25 protein-coding genes are annotated in these 26,585 nt (G+C 54.9%); 11 read left to right on the top strand and 14 right to left on the bottom strand.

The window, feature by feature from the left end:
* Nucleotides 1-38: 38 nt before the first annotated feature.
* Nucleotides 39-938: a LysR family transcriptional regulator gene (locus ACMGGM_RS16525; protein ID WP_045269570.1), complete on the bottom strand. Its 900-nt coding sequence runs from the start codon at nt 936-938 to the stop codon at nt 39-41.
* Between the two features lie 109 nt (nt 939-1,047).
* Between ACMGGM_RS16525 and ACMGGM_RS16520 the strand changes: the two genes are divergently transcribed.
* Complete coding sequence (locus ACMGGM_RS16520) at nt 1,048-2,049, top strand: zinc-binding alcohol dehydrogenase family protein (protein WP_063614422.1); 1,002 nt, start codon at nt 1,048-1,050, stop codon at nt 2,047-2,049.
* 42 nt (nt 2,050-2,091) lie between these two features.
* Here the strand turns inward: ACMGGM_RS16520 and nadR are convergent, their stop codons facing one another.
* The 3 genes from nadR to serB form a co-directional block, all read right to left on the bottom strand.
* Complete coding sequence (gene nadR, locus ACMGGM_RS16515; protein ID WP_006810194.1) at nt 2,092-3,324, bottom strand: multifunctional transcriptional regulator/nicotinamide-nucleotide adenylyltransferase/ribosylnicotinamide kinase NadR; 1,233 nt, start codon at nt 3,322-3,324, stop codon at nt 2,092-2,094.
* Between the two features lie 35 nt (nt 3,325-3,359).
* Entirely contained in the window at nt 3,360-4,745 is a 1,386-nt protein-coding gene (gene radA / locus ACMGGM_RS16510) for a DNA repair protein RadA (protein WP_014882467.1), read from the bottom strand.
* Between the two features lie 74 nt (nt 4,746-4,819).
* Nucleotides 4,820-5,788, bottom strand: coding sequence for a phosphoserine phosphatase (gene serB / locus ACMGGM_RS16505; protein ID WP_008502066.1), 969 nt, complete (start codon nt 5,786-5,788; stop codon nt 4,820-4,822).
* A gap of 117 nt (nt 5,789-5,905) precedes the next feature.
* On the opposite strand from serB, the gene ACMGGM_RS16500 reads away from it, so the two are divergent.
* The 8 genes from ACMGGM_RS16500 (at nt 5,906) to ACMGGM_RS16465 (ending at nt 14,085) form a co-directional block, all read left to right on the top strand.
* A complete protein-coding gene (locus ACMGGM_RS16500; RefSeq protein WP_014882466.1) occupies nt 5,906-6,550 on the top strand; it encodes a YtjB family periplasmic protein in 645 nt (214 codons plus the stop codon).
* Between the two features lie 39 nt (nt 6,551-6,589).
* Nucleotides 6,590-7,606 (top strand): lipoate--protein ligase LplA, encoded by a 1,017-nt coding sequence (gene lplA / locus ACMGGM_RS16495; RefSeq protein WP_045134344.1) that lies wholly within the window; start codon nt 6,590-6,592, stop codon nt 7,604-7,606.
* Nucleotides 7,607-7,840: 234 nt separating this feature from the next.
* Complete coding sequence (locus tag ACMGGM_RS16490) at nt 7,841-8,551, top strand: DUF1120 domain-containing protein (RefSeq protein WP_014882464.1); 711 nt, start codon at nt 7,841-7,843, stop codon at nt 8,549-8,551.
* Between the two features lie 239 nt (nt 8,552-8,790).
* Entirely contained in the window at nt 8,791-9,507 is a 717-nt protein-coding gene (locus ACMGGM_RS16485; protein WP_014882463.1) for a DUF1120 domain-containing protein, read from the top strand.
* Between the two features lie 69 nt (nt 9,508-9,576).
* The gene (locus tag ACMGGM_RS16480; RefSeq protein ID WP_045134345.1) at nt 9,577-10,278 is read left to right on the top strand and encodes a fimbria/pilus chaperone family protein; all 702 of its coding nucleotides are present in this window, start codon (nt 9,577-9,579) and stop codon (nt 10,276-10,278) included.
* Nucleotides 10,279-10,323: 45 nt separating this feature from the next.
* On the top strand, nt 10,324-12,714 hold the full coding sequence (locus ACMGGM_RS16475) for a fimbrial biogenesis usher protein (RefSeq protein ID WP_248235073.1): 2,391 nt from the start codon (nt 10,324-10,326) through the stop codon (nt 12,712-12,714).
* On the top strand, nt 12,711-13,268 hold the full coding sequence (locus ACMGGM_RS16470; RefSeq protein WP_063614420.1) for a hypothetical protein: 558 nt from the start codon (nt 12,711-12,713) through the stop codon (nt 13,266-13,268). Before ACMGGM_RS16475 ends, ACMGGM_RS16470 begins: the two co-directional genes overlap by 4 nt.
* A 112-nt stretch (nt 13,269-13,380) precedes the next feature.
* Nucleotides 13,381-14,085, top strand: a complete 705-nt coding sequence (locus ACMGGM_RS16465; protein ID WP_023332037.1) for a DUF1120 domain-containing protein — start codon at nt 13,381-13,383, stop codon at nt 14,083-14,085.
* A 42-nt stretch (nt 14,086-14,127) separates the two neighbouring features.
* Here the strand turns inward: ACMGGM_RS16465 and deoD are convergent, their stop codons facing one another.
* From deoD to deoC, 4 genes are all read right to left on the bottom strand, one after another.
* A complete protein-coding gene (gene deoD / locus ACMGGM_RS16460) occupies nt 14,128-14,847 on the bottom strand; it encodes a purine-nucleoside phosphorylase (protein ID WP_014882458.1) in 720 nt (239 codons plus the stop codon).
* Nucleotides 14,848-14,950: 103 nt separating this feature from the next.
* A complete protein-coding gene (deoB, locus tag ACMGGM_RS16455) occupies nt 14,951-16,174 on the bottom strand; it encodes a phosphopentomutase (protein WP_014882457.1) in 1,224 nt (407 codons plus the stop codon).
* Between the two features lie 53 nt (nt 16,175-16,227).
* Nucleotides 16,228-17,550 (bottom strand): thymidine phosphorylase, encoded by a 1,323-nt coding sequence (gene deoA / locus ACMGGM_RS16450; protein ID WP_023332036.1) that lies wholly within the window; start codon nt 17,548-17,550, stop codon nt 16,228-16,230.
* A 109-nt stretch (nt 17,551-17,659) separates the two neighbouring features.
* A complete protein-coding gene (gene deoC / locus ACMGGM_RS16445) occupies nt 17,660-18,439 on the bottom strand; it encodes a deoxyribose-phosphate aldolase (RefSeq protein WP_023310320.1) in 780 nt (259 codons plus the stop codon).
* Between the two features lie 262 nt (nt 18,440-18,701).
* On the opposite strand from deoC, the gene ACMGGM_RS16440 reads away from it, so the two are divergent.
* The gene (locus tag ACMGGM_RS16440) at nt 18,702-20,237 is read left to right on the top strand and encodes a YjjI family glycine radical enzyme (protein ID WP_063614419.1); all 1,536 of its coding nucleotides are present in this window, start codon (nt 18,702-18,704) and stop codon (nt 20,235-20,237) included.
* Complete coding sequence (locus ACMGGM_RS16435) at nt 20,212-21,072, top strand: YjjW family glycine radical enzyme activase (protein WP_045134349.1); 861 nt, start codon at nt 20,212-20,214, stop codon at nt 21,070-21,072. The genes ACMGGM_RS16440 and ACMGGM_RS16435 overlap by 26 nt, the downstream gene beginning before the upstream one ends.
* Here ACMGGM_RS16435 and ACMGGM_RS16430 read toward each other — a convergent pair.
* From ACMGGM_RS16430 to yjjG, 6 genes are all read right to left on the bottom strand, one after another.
* On the bottom strand, nt 21,067-21,849 hold the full coding sequence (locus ACMGGM_RS16430) for a TatD family hydrolase (protein WP_045134350.1): 783 nt from the start codon (nt 21,847-21,849) through the stop codon (nt 21,067-21,069). The two genes, ACMGGM_RS16435 and ACMGGM_RS16430, sit on opposite strands and share 6 nt — an antisense overlap.
* Nucleotides 21,846-22,898, bottom strand: a complete 1,053-nt coding sequence (locus tag ACMGGM_RS16425; protein ID WP_045134351.1) for a patatin family protein — start codon at nt 22,896-22,898, stop codon at nt 21,846-21,848. Before ACMGGM_RS16425 ends, ACMGGM_RS16430 begins: the two co-directional genes overlap by 4 nt.
* Before the next feature lie 120 nt (nt 22,899-23,018).
* Nucleotides 23,019-23,180 carry a DUF1328 domain-containing protein gene (locus ACMGGM_RS16420; protein WP_003856556.1) on the bottom strand — a complete coding sequence of 54 codons (162 nt, stop codon included), beginning with the start codon at nt 23,178-23,180 and terminating at the stop codon, nt 23,019-23,021.
* Nucleotides 23,181-23,307: 127 nt separating this feature from the next.
* Entirely contained in the window at nt 23,308-23,925 is a 618-nt protein-coding gene (osmY, locus tag ACMGGM_RS16415; protein WP_050862271.1) for a molecular chaperone OsmY, read from the bottom strand.
* Between the two features lie 299 nt (nt 23,926-24,224).
* Nucleotides 24,225-25,814 (bottom strand): peptide chain release factor 3, encoded by a 1,590-nt coding sequence (gene prfC, locus ACMGGM_RS16410; protein ID WP_008502076.1) that lies wholly within the window; start codon nt 25,812-25,814, stop codon nt 24,225-24,227.
* A gap of 91 nt (nt 25,815-25,905) precedes the next feature.
* The gene (gene yjjG / locus ACMGGM_RS16405) at nt 25,906-26,583 is read right to left on the bottom strand and encodes a pyrimidine 5'-nucleotidase (protein ID WP_180253670.1); all 678 of its coding nucleotides are present in this window, start codon (nt 26,581-26,583) and stop codon (nt 25,906-25,908) included.
* Nucleotides 26,584-26,585 lie beyond the last annotated feature (2 nt).

Genomic DNA, 26,585 nt, shown 5'->3' with positions numbered 1-26,585 from the left:
TTCGTAGGCCGGGTAAGCGTCAGCGCCACCCGGCTTTTTTATTTGTCCACGTAATACCGCTTCACCTCGTCAAACTGTATCGCAAAGTCGATATAGCTCATCAGCGCAGGCGAGTTCAGCTTGCGGCTCGGATAAGCCAGCCACAAATCATTCCCCTCGACGTTCCATTCAGGCAGCACCTTCACCAGCGCCCCTGTCTCAATCTTATCTTCCAGAAGAAAGGCGGGTAACAGCGTGATCCCGGCGCCAGCAATCGCACATTCACGGGCGTACACCAGGTTATCCGTCATGTGGGCGTTATCCGGCAGGTAGCGGTAATCCTCACTCTCGCTTCGCAGCAGCCACTCAGACCAGGCTTTGTGGGTAATGCAGCGGTGCTCCACCAACTGACGGGGATGGATTAACGGCTCCCGACGCGCCAGATAGTCGGGTGAAGCCAGCATATAGCGCGGACAATGTCCGATCATCCGGCCAATCAGGGAGGAGTCCTGCGGCTTACCGGTACGCAGCGCCACGTCAAAGCCGGACTCGACCAGATCCACCACATCATCAGAGATCGACACGTCCAGCGACACGTCAGGATAGCGAAGCTGGAATTCGGCATTCATATGCGCCAGCAGCGTCGCACCAATCCCCGCCGGGCAGGTGATGCGCAGCCGCCCGCTCGGGTTTTCGCGTAGCCGCTGAATGGCATACTCCGCCCGCTCGCTGGCCGCCAGCATTTCGCGACAGTGCACCAGATAATGCTCGCCTGCAAAAGTCAGGCTGATTCTGCGCGTCGTGCGGTTGAGCAGGCGTATTCCTACCTGCTGCTCCAGCTGGCTTATTCGCTGGCTGACGCTGGATTTTGGCAGTTCAGCCTTCTGTGCCGCAGCAGTAAAGCTGCCCATCTCGGCCACCAGCGCAAACAGCGCCATATCCTGAAGCTGTTTAAACATGATTGTTCATCCTGTGAGAACACTTCGTTCTTGATTGTCCATCTTATCATGCAGCTGACCACTTAATAGACTAGCCTCAACAAAACGCATGCCATTGAGGAGTCCATCCATGTCAGTTAAAGCCATTGCCGTTAATCCTGCGAATCCCGGCACGTTCATTGAAATCGCCCCGCCGATGCCGCAGCCCGGCGAGCACGATCTGCTTGTCGAAGTGAAAGCCGTGTCTGTTAACCCGGTCGACACCAAGGTGCATGCAGGCATTGTCAAAAACGGGCTGAACGAGCCGCGCATTCTCGGGTGGGATGCCAGCGGTATCGTTAAAGCCGTGGGCGCGGCCGTTACGGGATTTAAACCCGGTGACGAAGTGTGGTACGCAGGGGATATCACTCGTCCGGGCAGCAATACCACCCATCAGCTGATCGATGCGCGTATTGTCGGACACAAACCTGCCAGCCTTGGCTGGGCGGCAGCAGCCGCATTGCCGTTGACCGCGCTGACCGCCTGGGAAGGGTTGTTCGAACGGCTGAACATTCAGGATGCGGACGCGGATAAAACGTTACTGATTATTGGCGGCGCGGGCGGCGTGGGCTCGCTGGCGATCCCGTTTGCAAAGCACAACAGCAAGGTGAACATCATCGCGACAGCATCAAGAGAAGATTCCGCCCGGTGGTGCCGCGAGCGCGGTGCGGATCGGGTCGTGAACTACCGCGACCTGAAAGGTGAGCTGGCAAAACAGGGTATCACTTATGTGGATTACATTTTCATCCTCAATGACACCGACGGCCACTGGGATGCCGTCAGCGAACTGATCGCACCGCAGGGGCACATCTGCTCCATCGTTGAGAACGCGCATCCGCTGAACCAGGATAAGCTGAAATCGAAATCCGCCGCCCTGCACTGGGAGTTTATGTACACCCGCAGCATGTACCAGACCGCTGATATGGCACGTCAGGGCGAGATCTTAAACGAGGTTGCAAAGCTGGTGGACAACGGCTTGGTGGAAAGCTCGCTCAGCGAAACGCTTCACGGATTGAGCGTGGAAAGCATTACCGAGGCGCACCGCAAAGTGCTGGAGGGACATATGCGGGGGAAAGTGGTGGTTGCGTTCTGAAGGAGATGATGCCCTCTCCCACAGGGAGAGGGTGGTTAAAGCTTACCCCTGCTCCCCCATCATCTCCTTCACCAGCTCGACGCAGCGCAGGAAACGGGAGTCGTAGTCCGACTCTTCAACATGCACAAACTCAACGTTGTTTTCGTTGAGCATCTCCACCAGCATGGACTGGAACTCGCGCCTGTCTACGGAGCTGCCGAGGCTGCGCATGCCATCAGCGACCCATGGCGTGTTGTTTTCCAGCAGGATCACCAGGTCAAAGCGGTATTCGTCAATCAGCGCCTGCACGAACGGGTGCTCGCGCCCTTCGTACTTTTTACAGAACGCCTGCGTGGTGACGAAATCGGTATCAATAAACGCCACTTTGTTGGCATATTTGACCGCAAAATCAATGTACTGGGCGTGGCCGAGCGCGATTTTATCGTAGTCGGAATACTGCAGCGCCATCTCGTCACCGCCGAGGTGCGAGAAAACGTAATCGCGGCCATACTCCCACGCACTGGTCGTGTTGAAGATATTCGCCAGCTTATTAACGAGAGTGGATTTTCCGCTCGACTCACCGCCCAGGATCGCAACGGTACGTACAAAGAAGGGCTTTACCTCGGTCGGGATATAATCCCAGTAGCGGAACGGGTTTTCGCGGATCTGCGCCCCGCTGATGTTCATGAAGGTCCGTTTCGGATCGATCAGCACCGTCTCGATGCCCAGATGCTCGCGGAACTGCGGCGCGTCGGACTCTTCAGAGGTGTAGATCCAGTTAGGTGCAATGCCCTTCTCTTCCATAAACGCTTTGATGCCGTTGCTCCACACGTCCCAGCCGTGCGGATAGGGCTCCATGCCCTCTTCGTTAAAAGCATGAATGCGAATGTTTTTCTGGTACTTAAAGGTCTGGAGCAGCCAGCGCAGGCGGTCAGGCACCGTCGGCTGCTGCGACATGGCGCTGTCCTCGAACAACTGGCGGTCACGGGTTTCATCGTACCCCATAATGATGTGCAGCTCGTCCACCTGGCTACAGGCGCGCTGAATCAGGTAGATGTGACCAGTATGCAGCGGGTAAAACTTGCCAAACACCACGCCGATGTTCTTTTGCATACGGGGAAATTCAAGTCCCAGGAAACGGTGCAGCGCTTCGAGCTTCTGCGCGCTGGGGCTTTTGATTTTGGCGTTCAGCAGCTGGCTTAAATAGCCTTTGGTCATACCGCTGGCGTCCGCCACCTGCTGCAACGTGCAGCCTTTCTGGCGGATTGCGGTTTTGATGTAGTCAAATGATGACATAAATTACGGTGCCTCCTGCAAAATCGAATACGTAATTATAAGTCGTCAAAGACATTTAACGCATCTGCGAGTTTCTTAACGCCAAAAACCTGCATCCCTTCGGGGATTTTTTTCGGCACGTTAGCGGCGGGCACAATCGCGCGGCGGAAGCCGTGTTTTGCCGCTTCGGAGATACGCTCCTGGCCGCTCGGCACCGGTCGGATCTCTCCGGCCAGGCCAACCTCGCCAAACACCACCAGATCCTGCGGCAGCGGTCTGTCGCGCAGGCTGGAGACCATCGCCAGCAGCAACGCCAGGTCCGCGCTGGTTTCCGAGACCTTCACCCCGCCCACCACGTTCACGAAGACGTCCTGATCCGCCATCTGCAGACCACCGTGACGGTGCAGCACCGCCAGCAGGATCGCCAGACGGTTCTGTTCCAGACCCACCGCCACGCGACGCGGGTTGCCCATCATCGAGTGATCCACCAGCGCCTGGATTTCAACCAGCAGCGGGCGCGTTCCTTCCCATAGCACCATGACCGAACTGCCGGAGGTGACTTCGTCGCCACGGCTCAGGAAGATGGCCGACGGGTTGCTGACTTCACGCAGCCCCTGCTCCGTCATGGCAAAAACACCTAATTCATTCACCGCGCCAAAACGGTTTTTATGGCTGCGCAGGGTGCGGAAGCGGGAATCCGCGTCACCGTCGAGCATCACCGAGCAGTCGATACAGTGTTCAAGCACTTTTGGCCCGGCCAGGGAACCGTCTTTCGTCACATGGCCGACCATCACAATCGCCACGCCGCGCGTTTTGGCGAAGCGTGTCAGGTAGGCCGCGGTTTCGCGCACCTGCGCCACGCTGCCCGGCGAGGACTGAATGTCCGCCATGTGCATCACCTGAATGGAGTCGATCACCATCAGCTTCGGCTGCTCTTCTTCGGCGATCATGCAGATCTGCTCAATGCTGGTTTCCGACAGCATATTCAGGTTGCCGGTTGGCAGGCCCAGGCGGTGCGCACGCATCGCCACCTGCTGGAGTGATTCTTCCCCCGTGACGTAAAGGGTTTTCATCTGCTCGGCGAGCTTGCAAAGCGTTTGCAGCAGCAGGGTCGATTTACCCGCCCCGGGGTTACCGCCGATCAGAATCGCACTGCCCGGCACCACGCCGCCGCCGAGCACGCGGTCAAACTCTTTGAACCCGGTGGAGAAGCGCGGTAACGCTTCCAGGCTGATGTCTGAAAGCTTTTGCACCTTCGACACGCCTGCATTGCCCGCATAGCCGCTCAGGCGTTCATTGCGGGCCACACTCGGCGAAGCCGCCACACCACGCACTTCGGTGATGGTGTTCCAGGCATGACAGGCGCTGCATTGCCCCTGCCAGCGCGGATAATCCGCACCACATTCATTACAGACAAATGCGCGTTTTGGAGCTTTCGCCACGGTGTACCTCGTTATTTCTGTGCGGACTGCGTGCCGGGTAGCGCTTACGCTTACCCGGCCTACAAAGCAGACCGTTATTTCTGATTAAGGCTGCCAGAAAGGATGCAGAACACCCCCATCAGGTCAGCATGACGGATAGTCACTTCCGTCTTTTCGTTCACTTTTGGCTTGGCATGGTAGGCAATGCCAAGACCAGCAGCTTTGATCATCGGCAGGTCGTTCGCGCCGTCCCCGATGGCGACGGTCTGGACCACCGGGATTTCATATTTTTCGGCCAGACGGGTCAGGGTGTTAGCTTTGTACTGCGCATCCACGATGTCGCCAATCACCTGTCCGGTCAGCTTGCCGTCCATAATTTCCAGTTCGTTGGCCACCACGGTGGTCAAATGCAGTTTCTCGCGCAGATAATCCGCGAAGAAGGTGAAGCCACCGGAGGCAATCGCCACCTTCCAGCCAAGGGACTGCAGCTTCAGCACCAGTTGCGTCAGTCCTGGCATCAGCGGCAGCACATCACGCACCTGGCGCAGGATGTTAGCATCGGCCCCTTTCAGGGTCGCCACGCGCTGTCTCAGGCTGGCGGTGAAATCCAGCTCGCCGCGCATCGCACGTTCAGTGACTTCCGCCACCAGCTCACCGCTGCCTGCCAGTTTAGCAATCTCGTCAATACACTCGATCTGAATAGCGGTGGAGTCCATGTCCATGACCAGCAGACCCGGCGTTTTCAGGTGCGGAATTTTACCGAGCGGGGCAACGTCCAGCCCTGCGTCATGCGCCAGACGCGTGGCACGCTGCGTCAGAGAACCCGCCAGGCGGATAACCTGGTAATCTTCTACGCACCAGGCGGCGACGATGACCATTGCCGCACCCAGTTTGGTTTGATACTGGGTCAGGCGTTGCTTATCCAGGCCGCGACCATACAGCAGCCAGCCGCTACGGCCAGCGTGGTAATCCAGAGGCATCACCTCATCGCCACTTAACGAGAGCGGCAATCCTGGCCATAAAGAGACATCCGTTGGCAGGTCACACCAGGTAATGTTCGGCATCAAAGCTCCTGTAATTTCGTTCGCGCCGGAAGGTTCCAGAGGGAAAATAACGCATGAGGCTACCCTGTAACCATCACTTCTGGCAACATTAAGCCCTAAATTTTAAGCAGGTGGAATATGGCTCGCGCAAAACTGAAATTCCGGCTTCATCGCGCCGTGATTGTCCTTTCCTGTCTCGCACTGTTAGTGGCATTGATGCAAGGGGCATCGTGGTTTAGCCAGAATCATCAGCGGCAGCGTAACCCGCAGTTTGAAGAGCTGGCCCGCACGCTGGCGCGTCAGGTGACCCTTAACGTCGCCCCCTATATGCGCACCGAGACACCGGACGATAAGCGCATCGGCCAGATCCTGCGTCAGCTTACGGAAAACAGCCGCATTCTCGATGCGGGCGTGTACGATGAAAAAGGCGACCTGATTGCCCGCGCCGGTGAGCACGTCGACGTGCGCGACAGGCTGGCGCTGGACGGCAAAAAAGCCGGAGGCTATTTCAACCAGCAGCTCGTCGAACCTGTTCAGGGAAAAAATGGCCCGCTGGGCTATCTGCGCCTGACGCTCGACACTCACACCCTGCCGACCGAAGCCAAACAGGTGGATAACACCACCAATATTCTGCGCCTGATGTTATTGCTCTCACTGGCGATTGGCGTGGTGCTGGCGCGCACGCTGCTGCAGGGTAAGCGCACCCGATGGCAACAGTCGCCGTTCCTGCTGACCGCCAGCAAGTCGGTTCCGGAAGACGAAGAGAGCGAGAAGAAAGAATAGTGATAAAGTAGGCGGAGGATATGGAAAAGGAACTCTGCCATGACGACGTTACGCCTGCTTATCTCTGACTCTTACGATCCCTGGTTTAATCTCGCGGTGGAAGAGTGCATCTTCCGCCAGATGCCCGCCACCCAGCGCGTACTGTTTCTCTGGCGCAATGCCGACACGGTGGTGATTGGCCGCGCGCAAAACCCGTGGAAAGAGTGCAACACCCGCCGCATGGAAGAGGACCACGTCCGCCTGGCGCGCCGCAGCAGCGGCGGTGGAGCCGTGTTTCACGATCTGGGCAACACTTGCTTTACCTTTATGGCAGGCAAGCCGGAATACGACAAAAGCATCTCTACGTCGATTGTGCTGAACGCGCTGAATGCGCTCGGCGTAACCGCAGAAGCGTCAGGCCGGAACGATCTGGTCGTCAAGACCCCCGAGGGCGACCGGAAGGTCTCCGGCTCAGCCTATCGCGAAACAATGGATCGCGGGTTCCACCACGGCACTCTGCTGCTGAATGCCGATCTCAGCCGGCTGGCTAACTACCTCAATCCTGACAAGAAAAAGTTACAGGCAAAGGGCATTACCTCCGTACGCGGCCGCGTGGCGAATCTGGTGGAGCTTCTGCCGGGTATTACTCACGAGCAGATTTGCGACGCGATCCGTGAGGCCTTCTTTGCGCACTACGGCGAGCGTGTGGAGGCGGAAGTGATTTCCCCTAATAAAACGCCTGACCTGCCCAACTTCGCTGAAACCTTTGCCCGCCAGAGCAGCTGGGAGTGGAACTTCGGCCAGGCACCGGCGTTTTCACATCTGCTGGATGAACGTTTTACCTGGGGCGGCGTGGAGCTGCACTTTGACGTGGAGAAAGGTCATATTACCCGCACACAAATTTTTACGGATAGTCTTAACCCGGCACCGCTGGAAGCGTTGGCGTCACGCCTGCAGGGCTGTGTATACCGTCCCGATATGCTGCAACATGTGTGCGACGGGTTGCTTGAACATTATCCGGAACAAGAGCGGGAACTTCGGGAATTGTCGGCGTGGATCGCTCAGGCGATAAAATAATTCTCGCCCCCGGTTAAGAAGAGAAAATAGCTTCCTCCGTTCTTATCCTGCCGAAATGTGTAAATACAACCGTGAATGTATTTACACATTTTAATAAAACTCAATTCAGAGATTAGAAATACTCATTACAGAAATAACAATAACCATTAATAGAATCCCTGCGCTTGCATTTCAGCAAGTTAATGACTTCACGGAAATTTATACATTTATTTTATTAATGGTTAAGGAATAACAATGAAAAAGCTTCTTCTCGCAACGCTGATTGCGATGACCTCTTCGGCTGCATTCGCCGAAGGCAGCATCGTCATGAAGGTTCAGGGCAAGATGAACCATGCATCCTGTACGCCGGAACTCAGTAACGGCGGATCGATTGATTTTGGCACAATCGCGCTGGACCAGCTTTCTCCAACCCAGACCAACCAGATGGGTCATAAAGATATGTCTCTGACGATCAATTGCCCGTCAGCGACTAAAGTGGCATGGAGTATTGCTGATAACAAAGAAGATTCCAATGCGGCGACCTACCTGAACTCCAGCGAGTTTTACATTCGTGACGCCACAGACAATGGTGGGGACGTTTACGGTTCAGGTACCACCTACGGCGTAGGTACCACCGCTGCTGGCGATAAAATTGGCGCCTATGCAATCAGTACCCGCATCAATGAGATCACCGCTAACGGTGTGCCTGCTCAGGCGATCTTTGCGCCAAACTTCCTCAACAGCAAAGGCGAATATATGTGGCGTAACCTGGCCACCGGTGTGATTGCCAACGGTAACGCCGAGATCATGACCGCTACCAGACCAGGTTATACCGCACCGCTGGCCATCACCAGCGTTGTCTACCCTTTCAAAGTCTCTCTGGCCATTGTTAACACTGACCGTCTGACCACCACTGACGAAGCGCAGCTGAGCGGCGAAACCACCATCACTCTGGTTTATCTCTAACAGATAAAAACGCGTGACTCAACGGCGGATATTTCCGCCGTTTCTGCATAAAACATACGTTCAGAAATGTTTAATCGACATTATAAAATCTCAATACTGTCGTAAGAAAATCTAACTATTTAATGCGTTGATTCGTTAATAGAATCGGCCGCGACTCTTATGCCAGAAATTATCTTTTGGCAAGATTCATTTAAATTAAAAATATCCGAATTATCTCTTTCTATGGTTAAGGAATAACAATGAAAAAGTGCCTTCTCGCCACCGTTATGATGATGGCGGCGACAGCAGTTTATGCCGAACCTACTGCAATGTTAAAAGTTCACGGTACGCTGACCAGCGCAGGCTGCGTTCCTGAAATTAGCAACGGCGGCGTGGCCGATTTTGGCGAAGTGGGTCTGGACTCACTCTCCTCCGGTGTGGCTTATCAGGCTGGGCATAAAGATGTCACTCTGACCATCACATGTCAGTCTGCGACCCGCGTCGGCTGGACAATCAAAGATGACCGCAAAGACTCAAACGCGGGCGCACATAAAACGTCAAGCGAGTTCCATGTGGATAACGCTACCGCAAGCGGCGCACAGGCATACGGCGATTACCAGCTCAACGGTGTCGGAAAAACCAGCGCTGGCGAAAGTATCGGTGCCTATTCAGTTTCAACTTACATGAACGCGGTCACTGCTGACGGTGCAACCGTTCAGCCTATCGCCGCAGCGATGTATACCGGCGGTACCATCAGCAGCAGAAGCTGGATCAACCTGTGGGCCACCGGCATCCTCACTAACGATGGTACCGACGTCATGACCGTTGCCAAAACCGGCGAACGCGCTCCGCTGGCCTTCACGACGGCGGCCTTCCCTCTGAAGATCGCGCTGGCGATTGCGCCAAGCAAAAATCTGACCCTGACTGACAGGACCGACCTGGACGGTCAGTCCACAATCACGCTGGTTTATCTGTAACCCGCATTCACGACGCTAAACTCCCCGCTCAGGCGGGGAGTTTTAACCCATTGTTCAATATCAATATTCATGGAAAGAATTGTGAAAATTTCTCCTTTGGTCTGCGCTCTTTTTCTCACCCTTCCAGCGACAGTCTATGCTGCAGGCATGGTGCCAGAAACCACACTGCTGATGATTGATGAAGCCAACCACGGCGGCGTTATGAGTGTGAAAAATACGGACTCCATCCCCACCCTGCTTTATACCTCCATTAACGACATCGAGGGGGAGAATGGGGTCAAGCTCAACGTCACTCAGCCGGTTGTACGCCTTGAGCCAGGCCAGGAACAGCAGGTGCGCTTTATTCTTGAAACCAAAGAACCGCTGACCGTTGAACATTATAAACGCGTGATCTTTGAAGGCATTCCGCCTAAAACCAAAGATAAAAACGTTAAAGTCGGTATCAATCTTCGTCAGGATTTACCGGTGTTGATCCATCCTAAAAATCTTCCTGTTGTCACGGATGCATGGAAATTACTGACCTGGTCCGTACAAGAGAAAGAGGTTCAGGTCCGTAATACCTCGCCGTACGTTGTACGTTTTTCCACATCAGTGACGCTACTGCCTTCCCACACCGAGGGAGTGGTTAATAAAACCTTTATCCTGCCGGGTGAGACCATGAAGGTGCAGACAAATACCCCGATCGGTAGCGGCGATAATGCCGTCGAGTTCAACCCTGCCAGTCGCTACGGGATTGAAGTGGACAAGTTCACTGCCGCGCTTACACGCTGATATCACAGGGAATTTTTAGTGATACCGCGCGCTTTGCAAAACACGATGCGTCGAACAGCAGTGGCGGTCGCTTTTCTGCCGTCGTCGGCGCTGCATGCATCCGATCTGGATTTCAATACCGATATACTGGCCTCGCGGGGAATCAGTACTAATCTCGCCCATTACTTCTCTGATGCACAACGCTACCTGCCCGGCCAGCATGCCGTGCAGGTCAAAATTAACGGCGTTGAGAAGGGGAGCCTGGCCATTCGGGTTGGAGAAGAGGGGCAGCTTTGCATTGATGATGACTTCACCCGTGCAGCTGGCCTACTGCCATTGAATATCGGCGAAAAAGAGAAATGTCATAACCTGCTGAAAGATTACCCTTCCGCGACGGTAACGCTTCTACCGAATACCGAATCACTGGAGATTTTCGTTCCCGCAGAGGCAATGGACACTGGATTTTATGCCGCGAAATATTACTCGCACGGCGGTGTTGCGGGCTTAATCAACTATAGCGCCTTCAGTAACATTAACGAGTACGGCTCGGGCGGGAGCAGCCGTTATGCCCAGGGAAATTTGGGGGCAGGCATTAATCTTGCGAACTGGACGCTGCGCAGCAATTTCATTTTGACGGATGACAACGGGACTCGCAGCACAGAGAACCTGTACACCTACGCTGAACACGTTTTTGAAGAGCGGAAAATGCGGGCGCAGGTTGGGCAGATCAACGTCAATTCGGCCCTGTTTAGCGGCGCGCAAATCACCGGCGTTCAGCTAATGCCTGAAACCGGCCTTCAGCCTAATATCCAGGCCACTGAGGTGTCGGGAATTGCCCGGACGAATCAGGCCCGCGTAGAGGTTCGCCAGTCGGGACAGCTGATCTACTCTTCCCTGGTCAACGCCGGCCCTTTCTCCCTGACGGACGTGCCCCTGGTGCGCGGAAATGTCGATCTTGACGTCAGCGTGGTGGAAACGGACGGTTCGACAACCCAATTTAGCGTTCCCTCTTCCGCCCTCAATATACAGGGAAGTAATCGTGCCGAAGGGTTAAACCTCTCTCTCGGACGGGTTCGCGACAGCGGGGATGAGTCAAGTACGCCCTGGGTATTTACGCTCTCTGACGGAACGATGCTGAACACGCGCATGTCCGCCGTAGCCGCCGGCGTACTGGCAGAAAAATATCAGGCTACCGGTGCCAAACTCGACGTTTCCATCAACGAAAACTGGGCGATCTCACCGAGCTTTTTACTGAGCCAGTCCCACTTTTACGATCGACTGAAGGGCAGCAAGGCTGAACTTAGCAGCAATATCTTACTGCCCGCCCAGCTGACGATGGGGGTAAGTGCGTCCCAGTTCAGTGGCGGCTTCCGCGAACTCACGGAAGCCATGGATGAAGAGGCGCAGACCTACGAAAATAACTGGAACGCCAGCCTCACCTGGAACAATGAGTACATTGGCGCGATCTCAATGCAATACAGCGTGAATTCCGGTGATGAAAACAGCGGTGATTCACGCTATCTGATGGCCTCCTGGAGTAAAAGTCTCGGGCGTACCTCGCTGTCCGTAAACTGGCAGCATGCCATGAGCAATAGTGATACCCAGAACCAGAGCAGCACCAGCCGCGATGACGATCTCTTTTATGTCAGCCTGATCGTTCCTTTTGGCGAGGATCGCGTCAGTACCTACATGCGCGCTCAGGGGGAAAAACAAAATTATGGCGTTCAGGAAAGCGGCTCTATCGGTCAAAACCTTAACTACAACGTCTCTGCAGACCGCGATAATCAGGATAAGAGTAACGCCTTTAACGGCAATATCACCACCAACCTTCACTATACGCAGCTCGGTTTATCCGCTGGCCTGAATGACGGCAATCAGCATAACTACAGCGCATCCTTAAACGGTGGCGTAGCGCTGCATCGTCATGGCATAACGTTTTCGCCCTATACGGTAAAAGAGACATTCGGCATCGCCCGGTTAAGCGAACCGGAAAGCGGTATTGAAATCACCACCCCCGATGGAACCGTCTGGACAGATCGCTGGGGACAGGCCGTGGTTCCCGGACTTCGGGAATGGCAAAAATCGCAAATAGTGATTAATGCCAGCTCGTTACCTCAGGGGATGGATTTATCAAACGGTATTCAGACCGTCTCCGCCGCGTATGGCTCTTTTGCGCTGATCGATTTCAACGTGCTGAATACGCGTCGCGTCATGCTGGACGTCAAGCGAGTCAACGGGTCATGGCTGGAAAAAGGGCTGAGCGTGGTGGATCAGGACGGTAACTATATTGTCAGCGTAATGGATAACGGCAGCGTATTTATTCCCGATGCGTCGGATACGCCTGCGCTTTATGTGGTGGACGACAATTTAACCAAACTCTGCCAGATCGCTTACACCCTGAAAGACGAAAAAGATAAAGACGCCTATTACGAAAAAGCAGAAGGAGTTTGCCAGTGAAAATAGTTAACGCAGTGCTCATCGGTGCAGCATCACTTTTTTCGTCTTATGTCGTGGCCGAAGCGTGTCAAATTACGCTGTCGCAACCGAACGTCTCCTTTGGCAGATTCAAACAGGATGACATTATCGCCTCGCGTAAAAACTGGAACCGCATGCCGGGCAAAGAGGTCACCGCCGCGGTTTTTTGCCCGCAGCCAAGGGTGATGGCGCTTTTTCTGCAATCCACGTCCGGCAGCAACGGGGGCGTTCTGTTTGGTCAGAAGAGCCGACTGGCGCTGGTTGCCAGCAATATTCTGGTCGATGGTCATCACTATAATCTGGTCAGGACCTCTGACCGGGTATCGTTCACCTCTGCGGAAACCCCCAAGGAAAAAGTCTTTCTGAGGAATAATGACGGCATCCTTGCATATCAAAATGGCCTGCCGATGCGTGGCAAACAAATGAGTGTGACGATAAAAATTATACCTGTCATTAATGACGATCAACTGCGCGGCATTTCAGATAATACCGAGCTGGAAAGCGCACTCGCCTGGGAGCTATTAACGACAGAGTAACGCATTCACCGCCGAATAGATTATTCGGGTGAAGAGAAAAGAAGAAAAATAAAGGCAAAACACGTGGATTCGTCCATTTATTTTAACGATATATCTATGTTAAGGAATAACCATGAAAAAGAGTCTCCTTGCCGCTGCGCTGGCGCTGACAGCGACCTGTGCTCATGCGGGAGATACGGCAGTGCTGAAAGTGAAAGCCTCACTGACCAGCAACTCCTGTACGCCGGAACTCAGCAACGATGGCGTGATTGACTTCGGTACCGTTCAGGTTGGCGATCTCTCGCAAACTCAGACCACGCAGCTAGGTGAAAAGGGTCTGACGCTGACTATCACCTGCCCTACCCCTACCAAAGTGGGCTGGAGTATTGCCGACAACCGTACGGATTCGAACGCCAGCACCGGAACCGACTCAAACCTGAAGGTGCAGAACGCCACGTCAAACGGCGGCGAACTGCGCGGCAGCATGACGACCTTTGGCCTTGGCAAAACGCACGATGGCAAGAATATCGGTGCCTATTCCATCTATACCAGCACGGGTGAAGTGACGGCAAACGGGGCGACGGTTGAACCGATTCGTACGGCAGTCACTGCTGGTGTGGGCATGAGTCGCTGGCAAAAAGCCAATGGTGGCACTATCGCCAATAAGGATCTGGGCTTAATGAGCGTCGCCTCTGCGGGCAAAACGGCCCCGATGGCGGTGACCAGCGTCTCTTTCCCGCTGAACATTTCGCTGGCAGTGGAAAACCTGAAGAAACTGTCTCTGACAGAAGATACCGAGTTTGATGGTCAGGCCACCATCAGCGTGGTGTACCTGTAAGTCACAGAAACCGGGCGGCTTTCGCCGCCCGGCAGCACAACATTACTCTTTATCGCCCAGCAGAACGGATTCCAGCGCGATTTTGATCATGTCGTTGAAGGTGGTCTGACGTTCAGCAGCGGTCGTCTGCTCGTGGGTACGGATGTGGTCAGAGACGGTGCAGATGGTCAGCGCTTTTGCACCGAATTCTGCCGCTACGCCGTAGATACCCGCCGCTTCCATCTCCACGCCGAGGATGCCGTACTTCTCCATCACGTCGAACATTTCACCGTCCGGGGAGTAGAACAGATCGGCAGAGAAGAGGTTGCCTACGCGCGCATCAACGCCCAGCGCTTTGGCCGCGTCCACCGCGTTACGCACCATGTCGAAGTCAGCAATCGCCGCGAAGTCATGATCCTTAAAGCGAATACGGTTCACTTTAGAATCTGTGCATGCGCCCATGCCGATAACCACATCACGCAGCTTAACATCCATGCGCACCGCGCCGCAGGATCCCACGCGGATGATTTTCTTCACGCCGAAATCGGTGATCAGCTCTTTGGTATAGATAGAGCAGGATGGGATACCCATACCGTGGCCCATCACAGAGATTTTGCGGCCTTTATAGGTACCGGTGAAACCCAGCATGCCGCGCACGTTGTTCACTTCACGCACGTCTTCGAGGAAAGTTTCTGCAATGTGCTTCGCGCGCAGCGGGTCGCCCGGCATCAATACGACGTCAGCGAAATCACCCATTTCTGCGTTAATGTGAGGAGTTGCCATCTTCAGTTCCTTTTACATTGTTGTTTTTGCCGGGTGGCGGCTACGCCTTACCCGGCCTACAAAACCGTAGGCCCGGTAAGCGAAGCGCCACCGGGCAATGACCTCAGAACATAGCCTTGCCATATTCCATGTCGGACGTACCAAAGTACTTCGCGAGGGTCTGGCCGATGTCTGCGAAGGTTTCACGGTGTCCCAGTGAACCTGGTTTGACTTTCGGTCCGTACACCAGCACCGGAATGTGCTCACGGGTGTGGTCGGTACCGGTCCAGGTTGGGTCACAGCCGTGGTCGGCGGTCAGGATCAGAATGTCATCTTCACCCACCAGCTCCATCAGCTCTGGCAGACGGCGGTCGAACAGTTCCAGACCGGCAGCATAGCCCGCGACGTCACGACGGTGCCCCCAGGAAGAGTCGAAGTCCACGAAGTTGGTGAAGACAATGGTCTTATCGCCCGCTTCTTTCATCTCTTTGATGGTGGCATCGAACAGCGCATCCAGACCGGTGGCTTTCACTTTTTTGGTGATGCCGCAGTTAGCGTAGATGTCTGCGATTTTACCCACGGACACCACGTGACCGTCTTTCTCGTCGACCAGTTTCTGCAGCACGGTAGGGGCCGGTGGCTCAACGGCCAGGTCGTGACGGTTACCGGTACGCTGGAAGTTACCTGCTTTATCGCCGATAAACGGACGGGCGATAACGCGACCAATGTTGTAGCCGCCTTCGGTCAGCTCTTCACGGGCGATTTCACACAGCTCGTAGAGTTTATCCAGGCCAAACGTCTCTTCGTGGCAGGCAATCTGGAAAACGGAGTCAGCGGAGGTGTAGAAAATCGGCTTGCCGGTTTTCATGTGCTCTTCGCCAAGCTGGTCCAGAATCACGGTGCCGGAAGAGTGGCAGTTACCGAGGTAGCCCGGCAGGTTGGCACGCTTCACCAGCTTATCGAGCAGCTCCTGCGGGAAGCTGTTCTCGTGATCGGAGAAATAACCCCAGTCGAAGAGGACCGGCACACCGGCGATTTCCCAGTGGCCAGACGGGGTATCTTTACCGGAAGAGAGCTCGTGAGCCCAGGCGTAGGCGCCCACCACTTCCGCGTTGCCGTCCATACCGGCTGCGATTTTACCGGTAGAACCTTCATGCGCTTTCACCAGACCGAGGCGGGTCAGGTTTGGCAAGGTCAGAGGGCCTTTACGACCGTTGTCCGCTTCGCCTTTCGCACAGGCTTCCGCGATGTGACCCATGGTATCGGAACCCACGTCACCAAAACGTTCTGCATCTTCGGTTGCGCCGATGCCGAATGAGTCCAGCACCATAATAAATGCACGTTTCATAATTGTTCTCCGTACGTAGTGCTTCATAAAAATTCGATCAGATCAGTATACCGCTATTCGGTGATACGGCGATAGACCGAAGGTGAGCTTTCTGGCGCTTTATCAGCAAGCGTAATGGCCGCTTTCACCGCCTTCGCCGCGTCCTGCCAGCTGGCTTCGTCTTTGGCGTGGATCACCGCCAGCGGACGTTGGCCATCAACGCTGTCGCCCAGACGGGCCATATCGGTAAAGCCGACGCTGTAATCAATGGTGTCTGACGCCTGACGACGACCGCCGCCCATCGAGACCACCGCCATACCCAGCGCACGGGTGTCCATTGCTGAGACAAAGCCCTCGCTGTCGGCATATACGGCTTTGCTGAGCGTCGCGGTTGGCAGGTATTTGGCGTAATTCTCAACGAAGTCGGTCGGGCCTTTTTGTGCGGCGACCATACGGCCAAAGATCTCTGCCGCTTTGCCGTTGTCCAGCACGGCCTGCAGTTTCGCGCGGGCTTCCGCCTCGTCTTTCGCCAGCTTGCCGGAGATCAGCATCTCTACACACAGCGCCATGGTCACGTCGAACAGGCGCGGGTTGCGGTATTCCCCCGTGAGGAACTGGACGGCTTCACGCACTTCGACCGCGTTACCGGCGCTGGAGGCCAGTACCTGGTTCATGTCAGTGAGCAGCGCGGTGGTGCGCACGCCTGCGCCGTTGGAGACGCCAACGATCGCTTCGGCGAGCTGGGCAGAAAGTTCATAGGTCGGCATAAAGGCACCGCTGCCCACCTTCACGTCCATCACCAGCGCGTCCAGCCCTTCTGCCAGCTTTTTCGCCAGAATAGAGGCGGTGATCAACGGAATGGAGTCAACGGTGGCGGTGATGTCGCGGGTCGCGTAGAAACGCTTGTCTGCCGGGGCAAGAGAGCTGGTCTGGCCGATAATTGCCACACCCACGTCTTTAATAATGTCGCGGAAGCGGTTGTCATCCGGGAAGATATCGAAGCCCGGAATGGCTTCCAGTTTGTCGAGCGTACCGCCGGTGTGGCCCAGACCGCGCCCGGAAATCATCGGGATGTAACCGCCACAGGCGGCCACCATAGGGCCCAGCATCAGGGAGGTCACGTCACCCACACCGCCGGTGGAGTGTTTGTCCACAATCGGGCCGTTAAGGTTAAGGCTTTTCCAGTCCAGAACGGTTCCTGAATCTCGCATCGCCATGGTCAGCGACACGCGCTCGGGCATCGACATATCGTGGAAGAAAATGGTCATCGCCAGAGCCGCAATCTGCCCTTCAGAGACGGTGTTATCACGAATGCCATTGATAAAGAAGCGGATCTCTTCGTCGCTTAATGCATGACCATCACGTTTTTTACGAATAATTTCTTGTGCGAGAAACACGGTAACCTCCATGCGGAATCGGGGGAATTGTGGCGGGTGGCGCTACGCTTACCCGCCCTACGACCCTGTAGGCCGGATAAGCAAAGCGTCATCCGGCATTGTCTGGCAATCAGTAGCTGCTTGCGCTCTTACCGTCGCCATGACCCAGCGCTTTCAGCAGGCTTGCCAGCAGGCTGGACGCACCGAAGCGGTAGTGACGGGAATCGGCCCAGTCGGCGCCGAACAGCTCGTCGGCAATCGCCAGGAACTGCTGCGCGTCTTCGGCAGTACGCACTCCGCCCGCAGGTTTGAAACCAACGGTTTTGGACACGCCCATATCGCGAATGACTTCCATCATGATGCGCGCGCTTTCCGGGGTCGCATTCACCGGTACTTTACCGGTAGAGGTTTTAATGAAATCCGCACCGGCTTTGATGGAGATTTCAGACGCTTTACGAATAAGCGCTTCTTCTTTCAGCTCGCCGGTTTCGATAATCACTTTGAGCAGCACGTTTGCCGCCGCGCACGCGTCTTTACAGGCTTTCACCAGGTCGAAGCCAACCTGCTCGTTACCGGCGATCAGCGCGCGGTACGGGAATACCACGTCAACTTCGTCTGCACCGTAAGCAATGGCCGCGCGGGTTTCTGCCAGCGCAATCTCGATATCGTCGTTGCCGTGCGGGAAGTTAGTTACGGTTGCAATGCGCACATCCGGCGTGCCCTGCTCTTTCAGCGTTTTGCGGGCAATCGGAATAAAGCGCGGGTAGATACAGATGGCTGCGGTGTTACCCACTGGCGTTTTCGCCTGATGGCACAGGGCGATGACTTTCTCATTGGTGTCGTCATCGTTCAGGGTAGTCAGGTCCATCAGTTTCAACGCGCGCAGGCTGCTTGCAGTTAAATCGGTCATAACATTCTCCAACGGCAGTGCCGTATCAATTTTACCTTGCGGGTCTGTGAGTATTTTAACATCCACCCGCATCCACACTTCGACATTCATCACAGTTAATGAAAACTGCGTACAAATTTGCATTACTGTAATGAGATCCTCTTCAAACTTTAGCGCACTTATTGCTGACTAAAGCCGCGATACCCCCTGTGGGATCAAAAGCCCCAACAGGCTGGCTTTCTACAATTCGTTCATCATCAGCAGAACACTCAAGGAAGCGAACATGCCAGATACCCTGCAACAACGTTGCCAGCACATTGTGACAAGTCCGGTGTTAACCCCGGAACAAAAACGTCATTTTCTGGCGCTGGAAGCGGAAAACAACCTGCCTTATCCGGCACTTCCTGAAGCCGCCCGCGCCGCGCTGGACGAGGGATTTATCTGCGACATGTTCGAAGGCCATGCGCCTTACAAACCGCGCTACGTCCTGCCGGATTATGAAAAATTCCTGGCTAACGGTTCTGAATGGCTGGAGCTGGAAGGGGCAAAGGATCTGGATGATGCCCTCTCGCTATTAACCATTCTCTACCATCATGTTCCTTCAGTGACATCTATGCCGGTCTATCTGGGGCAGCTTGATGCGATACTGAATCCATATGTTAGAATTCTAACACAAGAAGAAATCGATAGCCGAATAAAACGTTTCTGGCGCTATCTCGACAGAACGCTCCCTGATGCGTTTATGCACGCAAACATCGGGCCCGCTGACGGCCCTATCATCCGCGCCATTCTACGCGCAGATGCAGAGCTTAAGCAGGTTGCGCCGAATCTGACCTTTATTTACGATCCTGAAATCACCCCGGACGATTTGCTGCTTGAGGTGGCAAAAAACATTTGCGAATGCAGTAAACCGCATATTTCAAACGGCCCCGTGAATGATAAAATTTTCACAAAAGGGCGTTTTGGCGTGGTGAGCTGTTACAACTCCCTGCCGCTGGCTGGCGGTGGCAGTACCCTGGTGCGCCTTAACCTCAAAGCCATTGCGGAGCACAGCACCTCCGTTGACGACTTCTTCAACCGTACGCTTCCGCACTACTGTCAGCAGCAAATCGCCATCATTGATGCCCGCTGTGATTTTCTCTATCAACAATCAGGCTTCTTTGAGAATAGCTTCCTGGTAAAAGAGGGGCTGATTGATGCCGGGCGTTTTGTGCCGATGTTTGGCATGTACGGCCTGGCAGAAGCGGTAAACACGCTCTGTGAGAAGGACGGAATCAACGGTCGCTATGGCAAAGACGAGCAGGCTAACGCGCTGGGCTATTGCATCAGCGAACAGCTTGCGGCGTTTGTAGAAAACACGCCGGTGAAGCACGGCTGGAAACAGCGCGCCATGCTCCATGCGCAGTCGGGCATCAGCTCTGATTCAGGCACCACGCCAGGCGCGCGTCTGCCTTATGGTGACGAACCGGATCCCATCAGCCATCTGCTGGCCGTTGCGCCACACCACAGACACTATCACTCCGGTATCAGTGATATTTTAACGCTCGATGAGACGGTAAAACGCAACCCACAGGCGATAGTGCAGCTTTGTCTGGGCGCGTTCAGGGCCGGTATGCGGGAGTTCACCGCCAACGTTGCGGGTAACGATCTGGTCCGCGTGACGGGCTACATGGTGCGCCTGTCGGACCTGGAAAAATTCCGCGAAGCCGGTTCGCGCACCAATACGACCTGGCTTGGCGAAGAAGCCGCACGCAATACCCGCATCCTGGAACGTCAGCCGCGCGTGATAAGCCATGAACAACAGATGCGCTTTAGTTAGTCAGGTCATTCCTTTTTCCTGCGTGGACGGGCCGGGCAGTCGCCTGGCCCTGTTCCTGCAGGGCTGCAACCTGCGCTGTAAAACCTGCCACAACCCATGGACCATCGGGCGCTGCAACGACTGCGGCGACTGCGTGCCCCACTGCCCTCATGATGCACTCAACATTCAGGCCGGACGCGTATGGTGGCAGGAGAGTCATTGCCAGCAGTGTGATACCTGCCTTCATCTTTGCCCGCAGCAGTCCACGCCCATGGCGCACCGCCTGAGCGTGGAGGAGATCCTCACGCAGATCCGAAAAGCTGCCCCCTTTATTGAGGGCGTTACCGTGAGCGGCGGCGAGGCCACAACACAGCTGCCGTTTTTAATCGCCCTTTTTAGCGCAATCAAAACCGATCCTGAACTGCAGCATTTAACCTGCCTGGTGGATAGCAACGGGCTGCTAAGCGAAACCGGCTGGGAGAAACTGCTGCCGGTACTGGATGGGGCGATGCTGGATCTCAAGGCATGGGGAAACACGCATCACCGTTTCCTGACCGGGCGCGAAAACCCGCTGATTAAACAGAGCATTCGCTGGCTTGCCGATCGCCACCGTTTGACGGAACTGCGCTTGCTGGTTATCCCGGGGCAGTGCGATTATCTGGAACATCTTAAGCCGCTGACCACGTTTATCCGCGGGCTTGGGAATGTTCCGGTGCGTATTAACGCGTTTCATGCGCATGGGGTTTACGGAGAGGCGGCGTCATGGCGCAGCGCCAAGCCGGAGGACATTGAACCGCTGGCGCAGGCACTGGAAAAACAGAAGATAACGGTGATTCGTCCGGCGCTTTACCTATAGCGTGATGCCAAATACCGCACGGGTATTTTCCAGTAACGCATCGGCAATCACCTCTTCAGGCTCCGTTCGCAGCTCACACAGGGTGGTAAACACGCGCGCCGCCTGCTCCGGACGATTCGGCTGACCCTGAAAACCACTCAGCGGCATATCCGGGGCATCCGTTTCCAGTAGCAGCGCAGAGAGTGGCAACTGTGCCATCACATCGCGGGTTTTACTGGCACGCGGATAGGTAATGGTGCCCCCCACGCCAATTTTATAGCCCAGTTCGATAAAACGCTGCGCCTGCTGCAGGCTGCCGGAAAAACCGTGCACCACGCCGCTACGCGGTAGATCGATGCGTTTCAGGAGCATCGCCAGCTTATCGTGCGTGCGTCTTGAATGGAGGATCACCGGCAGGTCGTGACGCTTAGCCAGCCGAAGCTGCGCGTCGAGGATCGTCTGCTGGCGTTCAAACTGAGGATCCTCACGATAGAGATCGAGCCCGATCTCGCCGATAGCGACAAGTTTGTCTCCTGCGGTCTGCAGGGCTTTATCAAGTGCCTCAATATGCTCATCAAGGTGGCGCTCAATCACTATCGGATGCAGGCCGAGCGCAGCATAGAGAGCGGGGTAACGCGTGGAGAGCGTCAGCACACGCGAAAAATCAGCCGCTTCTACCGACGGTACAACGATCGCCTGAACGCCTGCCTCAGCGGCTTTCGCAATACTTTGCGCCTCATTTCCCGTAAACGGCGGAAAATCAAAGTGGCAGTGGGTGTCAACAAAGCGGTGCGTCACGCCAGATCCTCGTTATCTAATAAAGCGTCATTCGCCTGTGGAATGTCCACCAGCGGCATCGTCAGGGCGTCGTTGGCGACAATTGCAGGGGGCGTAATGATGGGTTTATGCCGATGCAGAGGCGGTTGCTCCGCCAGCATCTTACCGACCGTCGCCAGGAAGTAGCGTCCGCACAGCCGCCCCGTTTTGTAGTCCATGCGCAGCGCAGGGACGCGGCTGCCCAGCGCCATGCTGATCAATGGCTTAGGAGGATAGATTTCGAAAATTCGCAGCTTACCCGGCGGTTTTTCAATGAAACGCTGCATCGCGCCGTAGGTGGTTTCATGCTGCTTCGCGATGTTCACCAGCGGTTGCAGGCTGCTGTCACCCAACCAGCGCTCCATCCGCTTAAACCACTGCGGTGTATAGTACATTTGCGACGGCACGGTACGGATCACCACGATCGTTTTCGCACCGCGACGGGCGGCTTCCTGCACCGGTACCGCGTCACTGATCCCGCCGTCCAGATAGCTGATCCCGTCCAGCAGGGCGCCGGTACGATAAAAACCGGGAATGGCGCTGGAGGCGCGGATGATGTCCAGCCAGTTCTCCTTCTGCGGAGAGAAATAGCCCGGGGAATAGTCATCCCCCCGACTGGCGCACATCCAAAACTCTTTTCCGCTATCAAACAGACGGGCCGCCGTGTCCATTGCCAGCGGCATCTGGCTGGAGGTCGACTCCAGCAGCCAGTCGAGATCGATCAGGTTGCCGCCGCGCACAAAGCGCACCGGGTTAAAAAATTCTTTCGCCGTGGTGTAGCGCATAATCACTTTTCGCGCGTAGCCAGGCTGGTTGCAGACATAGGCAGAGAGATTCTGCGCCCCGGCAGACGTGCCAAAGTAGAGATCAAACGGGTTGAACTGCGCGCGCATAAACTCATCCAGCACGCCAGCGGTGAAAATGCCGCGCTGCCCACCGCCCTCACAGACCAGTGCGAGTTGACCCGCGCGAAACGGTTTTAACGTCAGCGGCGCAATATTGCCGAGCGTAACGGGAATTCGTTGCCCCACCTCTGCTTTCCTGTTTTGATTATTTTATAACACCACAGTAACGCACCCGACCTGTAACGCAAATAAGAAAAAGCCAGTCGCGGTGACTGGCTTTATTTTGTTGATGGAATATTGCGTTTGCTATGGACGTCGACGCCCTGTAAACAGGCTGACCAGGAACAGAATAATACCCACAACAAAGACAATTTTAGCTGCCCATGCCGCTGTACCTGCCAGTCCACCAAAGCCCAATGCGGCGGCAATTAACGCGATAACCAGAAATATAATGCCCCAACGAAACATAAGCTTCTCCTTTACCATAGTTAATGTCGGCCGCTAAACGTGAGCGCTCAGGTCACTCACCGGCGTTTTTCCAGAGTCGTTCTTATTTCGCCCGCAGGGTTGAGCCTGGCGGGCGACTGGTCCAGATTTACTTCGTTTTCAGATCGTTTTTAACGCTTTTCACACCATCAATCGCTTTCGCAATTGACTCGGCGCGTTCACTTTGCGCCTGGGAATCAACCGTACCGGAAAGCTGAACCACGCCATCGGTGGTTTCCACTTTCACCTTACGGGACGGTACGATGTCATCTGCTAACAGTTTAGCTTTGATTTCGCTGGTGGTTGCCGCATCCCCGGCATAACCTTTCACTGAAGCGTCTTTGCTGTCGCGAACGTGCAGTTTATCGCTCACGGAGGTGACACCCTCAATACCCTTCGCCACTTTGACAGCCTGTTCGGCCTGGGCCTGGCTTTCCACAAAGCCACTCAGGGTCACGACTTTCTTGTCGGTTTTAACGGAAATATCGGTGCTCTTGATCGCTTCGTCATCCACCAGTGCGGCTTTCACTTTTGCTGTGATAGAGCTGTCGTCCATGAAATTACCGACTTTATTCATAGAGCTATCGATTTTTTGCCCTGCGCTATCGGCCGTGGACTGTGCTTTATCCATGGTGCTGCTTTCCGCCAGAGCGGAACCGCTAACCAGAACGCTACCCAGTGTTACAGCCAGCAGAGTTTTAGAAATCTTCAGTCTTGTCATATTCATCGATGTATTCCTGTGTTGACCCGTTATTCGGGCTACATACTTCCTTAGTAGTTTTATATATTGCGAATAAACACACGGGCGAAATGGATAACCTAAAGCCATGCATTGAACAGTTAATTTATCCACGCCCGGTGCTAAACACTGAGTTAAATATAGATCACTCTCACAATGCCGCTTTCAGATTTGGGCAAAAAATAGGCAAAAGGCGTGAAAACGCAGTGAATTAAGAACATTCCGCAAGGGACTAATAAGACAGGAAATAAAGAAGAGCACGGCGAGTGCCGTGCTCTGAGAGGGAATTAGTGTTCGCGCGTTTTGCGGAACTGAACGTCAGGATAACGCTCCTGCGTCAGGTTCAGGTTCACCATGGTTGGGGCAATATAGGTCAGGTTATCGCCGCCATCCAGCGCCAGTTGTACTTCGTTCTTACGCTTAAATTCTTCGAATTTCTTCACGTCAGAACACTCAACCCAGCGCGCCGTCGCCACGTTCACCGATTCGTAAATCGCTTCCACGTTGTATTCGCTTTTCAGACGCGCAACGACAACGTCGAACTGCAGTACGCCGACCGCACCGACGATCAGATCGTTGTTGGCGATAGGACGGAAGACCTGCACCGCCCCCTCTTCAGAGAGCTGAACCAGACCTTTCAGCAGCTGTTTCTGCTTCAGTGGATCGCGCAGGCGAATACGACGGAACAGCTCAGGGGCGAAGTTCGGGATACCCGTGAACTTCATCATTTCACCCTGAGTGAACGTATCGCCGATCTGGATCGTACCGTGGTTGTGCAGACCGATGATGTCACCCGGATACGCTTCTTCAACGTGCGAGCGGTCACCCGCCATAAAGGTCAGCGCGTCGGAGATCACCACATCTTTACCAATACGCACCTGGCGCAGCTTCATGCCCTTTTCATACTTACCGGACACTACGCGCATAAAGGCGACGCGGTCACGGTGTTTCGGGTCCATGTTAGCCTGAATCTTGAAGACGAAGCCGGTGAATTTCTCTTCTTTCGCTTCCACTTCACGGGTGTCGGTTTTGCGTGGCATCGGCTGTGGCGCCCACTCCACCAGACCGTCGAGCATATGGTCTACGCCAAAGTTACCGAGCGCGGTACCAAAGAACACCGGGGTAATTTCACCGCTCAGGAACAGTTCTTTGTCGAACTCATGCGAGGCACCTTTCACCAGCTCCAGCTCATCGCGCAGCTGCGCGGCAAGCTCTTCACCGACCGCAGCGTCCAGATCCGGGTTGTCCAGACCTTTCACAATGCGCACTTCCTGAATGGTGTGCCCTTTACCGGTTTGATACAGGTAAGTTTCGTCTTTATAGAGGTGATACACCCCTTTAAACAGCTTACCGCAGCCAATAGGCCAGGTGATTGGCGCACAGGCGATCTTCAGCTCGTTTTCCACTTCATCCATTAACTCCATCGGGTCACGGATGTCACGGTCGAGTTTGTTCATAAAGGTGAGGATCGGCGTATCGCGCAGACGGGTAACTTCCATCAGCTTACGGGTACGATCTTCTACCCCTTTCGCGGCGTCGATCACCATCAGGCAGCAGTCCACTGCCGTCAGTGTACGGTAGGTATCTTCGGAGAAGTCTTCGTGGCCCGGGGTGTCCAGCAGGTTTACCAGGCAGTCGTGATACGGGAACTGCATCACGGAGGTGGTAATCGAAATACCACGCTGCTTTTCCATCTCCATCCAGTCTGATTTCGCATGCTGGCTGGAGCCACGGCCTTTAACGGTACCCGCAGTCTGGATCGCCTGTCCGAACAGCAACACCTTCTCGGTGATGGTCGTTTTACCGGCATCCGGGTGCGAGATAATGGCAAAAGTACGGCGCTTGGCCACCTCTTGCAGATAAGGAGACAACGTCATAATTAAATCTTCTTTTATAAGCGCGGCAGCACGCCACGCGTCATGGAATACAAAATTGCGGCTATTTTACCCATCAATGGGGGGCAGGCAATCATTGTTTACACAGGAGTTGCTCCAGTTCGTTCAACGACGTGACGGTCCAGGTCGGCTCAATGCCTTCAGGCTTCACGCGGCCATGCGCATTCAGCCAGACAGTCGACAGACCGGAGTTCATACCCCCCAGAATATCAGACTCTGCGGTATCCCCTACCATCAGCACGCGGTCGCGGTCGGGATTTCCGGCTTGCGCCAGGGCATAATCAAAAATTCGCGGATCCGGCTTCGGCACCCCCACCTCTTCGGAGATCACCAGCGCGTCAAAATGATCGCGCAGGCCGGTGCGTTCAAGGCGGATCTGCTGCAGCGCGGTAAAGCCGTTGGTGATGATCCCAAGCTTCGCTTTACCTTTGAGAGAATCCAGCAGGGAAACCGCGCCCGGCAGTGGGGAGCAAATCTCTGCCATCGCATTGAGAAAAGCGTCGTTCAGCGAGCCCGGACTGACGTTTAAGCGTTCCGCCCACGCGTCAAAACGCTGGTGCTGGAGTTGTAACGCGGTGATGGCGCCGTTCTGATAATCCACCCACAGCGGCTTGTTCACCGCCTGATAGTCCTGAAAATCTTCAGCGGTGAAGGTCACGCTATAGTCGAGAAACATCCGCTGTAGGCCGCCGAACGCGTCAAAGGTAAACAGCGTTTCGTCGGCATCAAAGAAAATCCAGTCCCATTTCATCG

This window comes from Enterobacter sp. BNK-14 (genome assembly GCF_047456095.1).
GTDB classification, from domain to species: Bacteria; Pseudomonadota; Gammaproteobacteria; order Enterobacterales; family Enterobacteriaceae; genus Enterobacter; species Enterobacter kobei.
Note: the sequence above shows the minus strand (reverse complement) of the source record. Positions and strands in the feature narration are given on the sequence as shown.

Coding starts and splice junctions, on each gene's coding strand:
- ACMGGM_RS16525 (WP_045269570.1), bottom strand. CDS start 938: ATGTTTAAACAGCTTCAGGATATGGCGCTGTTTGCGCTGGTGGCCGAG.
- ACMGGM_RS16520 (WP_063614422.1), top strand. CDS start 1,048: ATGTCAGTTAAAGCCATTGCCGTTAATCCTGCGAATCCCGGCACGTTC.
- nadR (WP_006810194.1), bottom strand. CDS start 3,324: ATGTCATCATTTGACTACATCAAAACCGCAATCCGCCAGAAAGGCTGC.
- serB (WP_008502066.1), bottom strand. CDS start 5,788: ATGCCGAACATTACCTGGTGTGACCTGCCAACGGATGTCTCTTTATGG.
- ACMGGM_RS16500 (WP_014882466.1), top strand. CDS start 5,906: ATGGCTCGCGCAAAACTGAAATTCCGGCTTCATCGCGCCGTGATTGTC.
- lplA (WP_045134344.1), top strand. CDS start 6,590: ATGACGACGTTACGCCTGCTTATCTCTGACTCTTACGATCCCTGGTTT.
- ACMGGM_RS16490 (WP_014882464.1), top strand. CDS start 7,841: ATGAAAAAGCTTCTTCTCGCAACGCTGATTGCGATGACCTCTTCGGCT.
- ACMGGM_RS16485 (WP_014882463.1), top strand. CDS start 8,791: ATGAAAAAGTGCCTTCTCGCCACCGTTATGATGATGGCGGCGACAGCA.
- ACMGGM_RS16480 (WP_045134345.1), top strand. CDS start 9,577: ATGGAAAGAATTGTGAAAATTTCTCCTTTGGTCTGCGCTCTTTTTCTC.
- ACMGGM_RS16475 (WP_248235073.1), top strand. CDS start 10,324: ATGCGTCGAACAGCAGTGGCGGTCGCTTTTCTGCCGTCGTCGGCGCTG.
- ACMGGM_RS16465 (WP_023332037.1), top strand. CDS start 13,381: ATGAAAAAGAGTCTCCTTGCCGCTGCGCTGGCGCTGACAGCGACCTGT.
- deoD (WP_014882458.1), bottom strand. CDS start 14,847: ATGGCAACTCCTCACATTAACGCAGAAATGGGTGATTTCGCTGACGTC.
- deoB (WP_014882457.1), bottom strand. CDS start 16,174: ATGAAACGTGCATTTATTATGGTGCTGGACTCATTCGGCATCGGCGCA.
- deoC (WP_023310320.1), bottom strand. CDS start 18,439: ATGACCGATTTAACTGCAAGCAGCCTGCGCGCGTTGAAACTGATGGAC.
- ACMGGM_RS16440 (WP_063614419.1), top strand. CDS start 18,702: ATGCCAGATACCCTGCAACAACGTTGCCAGCACATTGTGACAAGTCCG.
- ACMGGM_RS16435 (WP_045134349.1), top strand. CDS start 20,212: ATGAACAACAGATGCGCTTTAGTTAGTCAGGTCATTCCTTTTTCCTGC.
- ACMGGM_RS16420 (WP_003856556.1), bottom strand. CDS start 23,180: ATGTTTCGTTGGGGCATTATATTTCTGGTTATCGCGTTAATTGCCGCC.
- osmY (WP_050862271.1), bottom strand. CDS start 23,925: ATGAATATGACAAGACTGAAGATTTCTAAAACTCTGCTGGCTGTAACA.
- prfC (WP_008502076.1), bottom strand. CDS start 25,814: ATGACGTTGTCTCCTTATCTGCAAGAGGTGGCCAAGCGCCGTACTTTT.
- yjjG (WP_180253670.1), bottom strand. CDS start 26,583: ATGAAATGGGACTGGATTTTCTTTGATGCCGACGAAACGCTGTTTACC.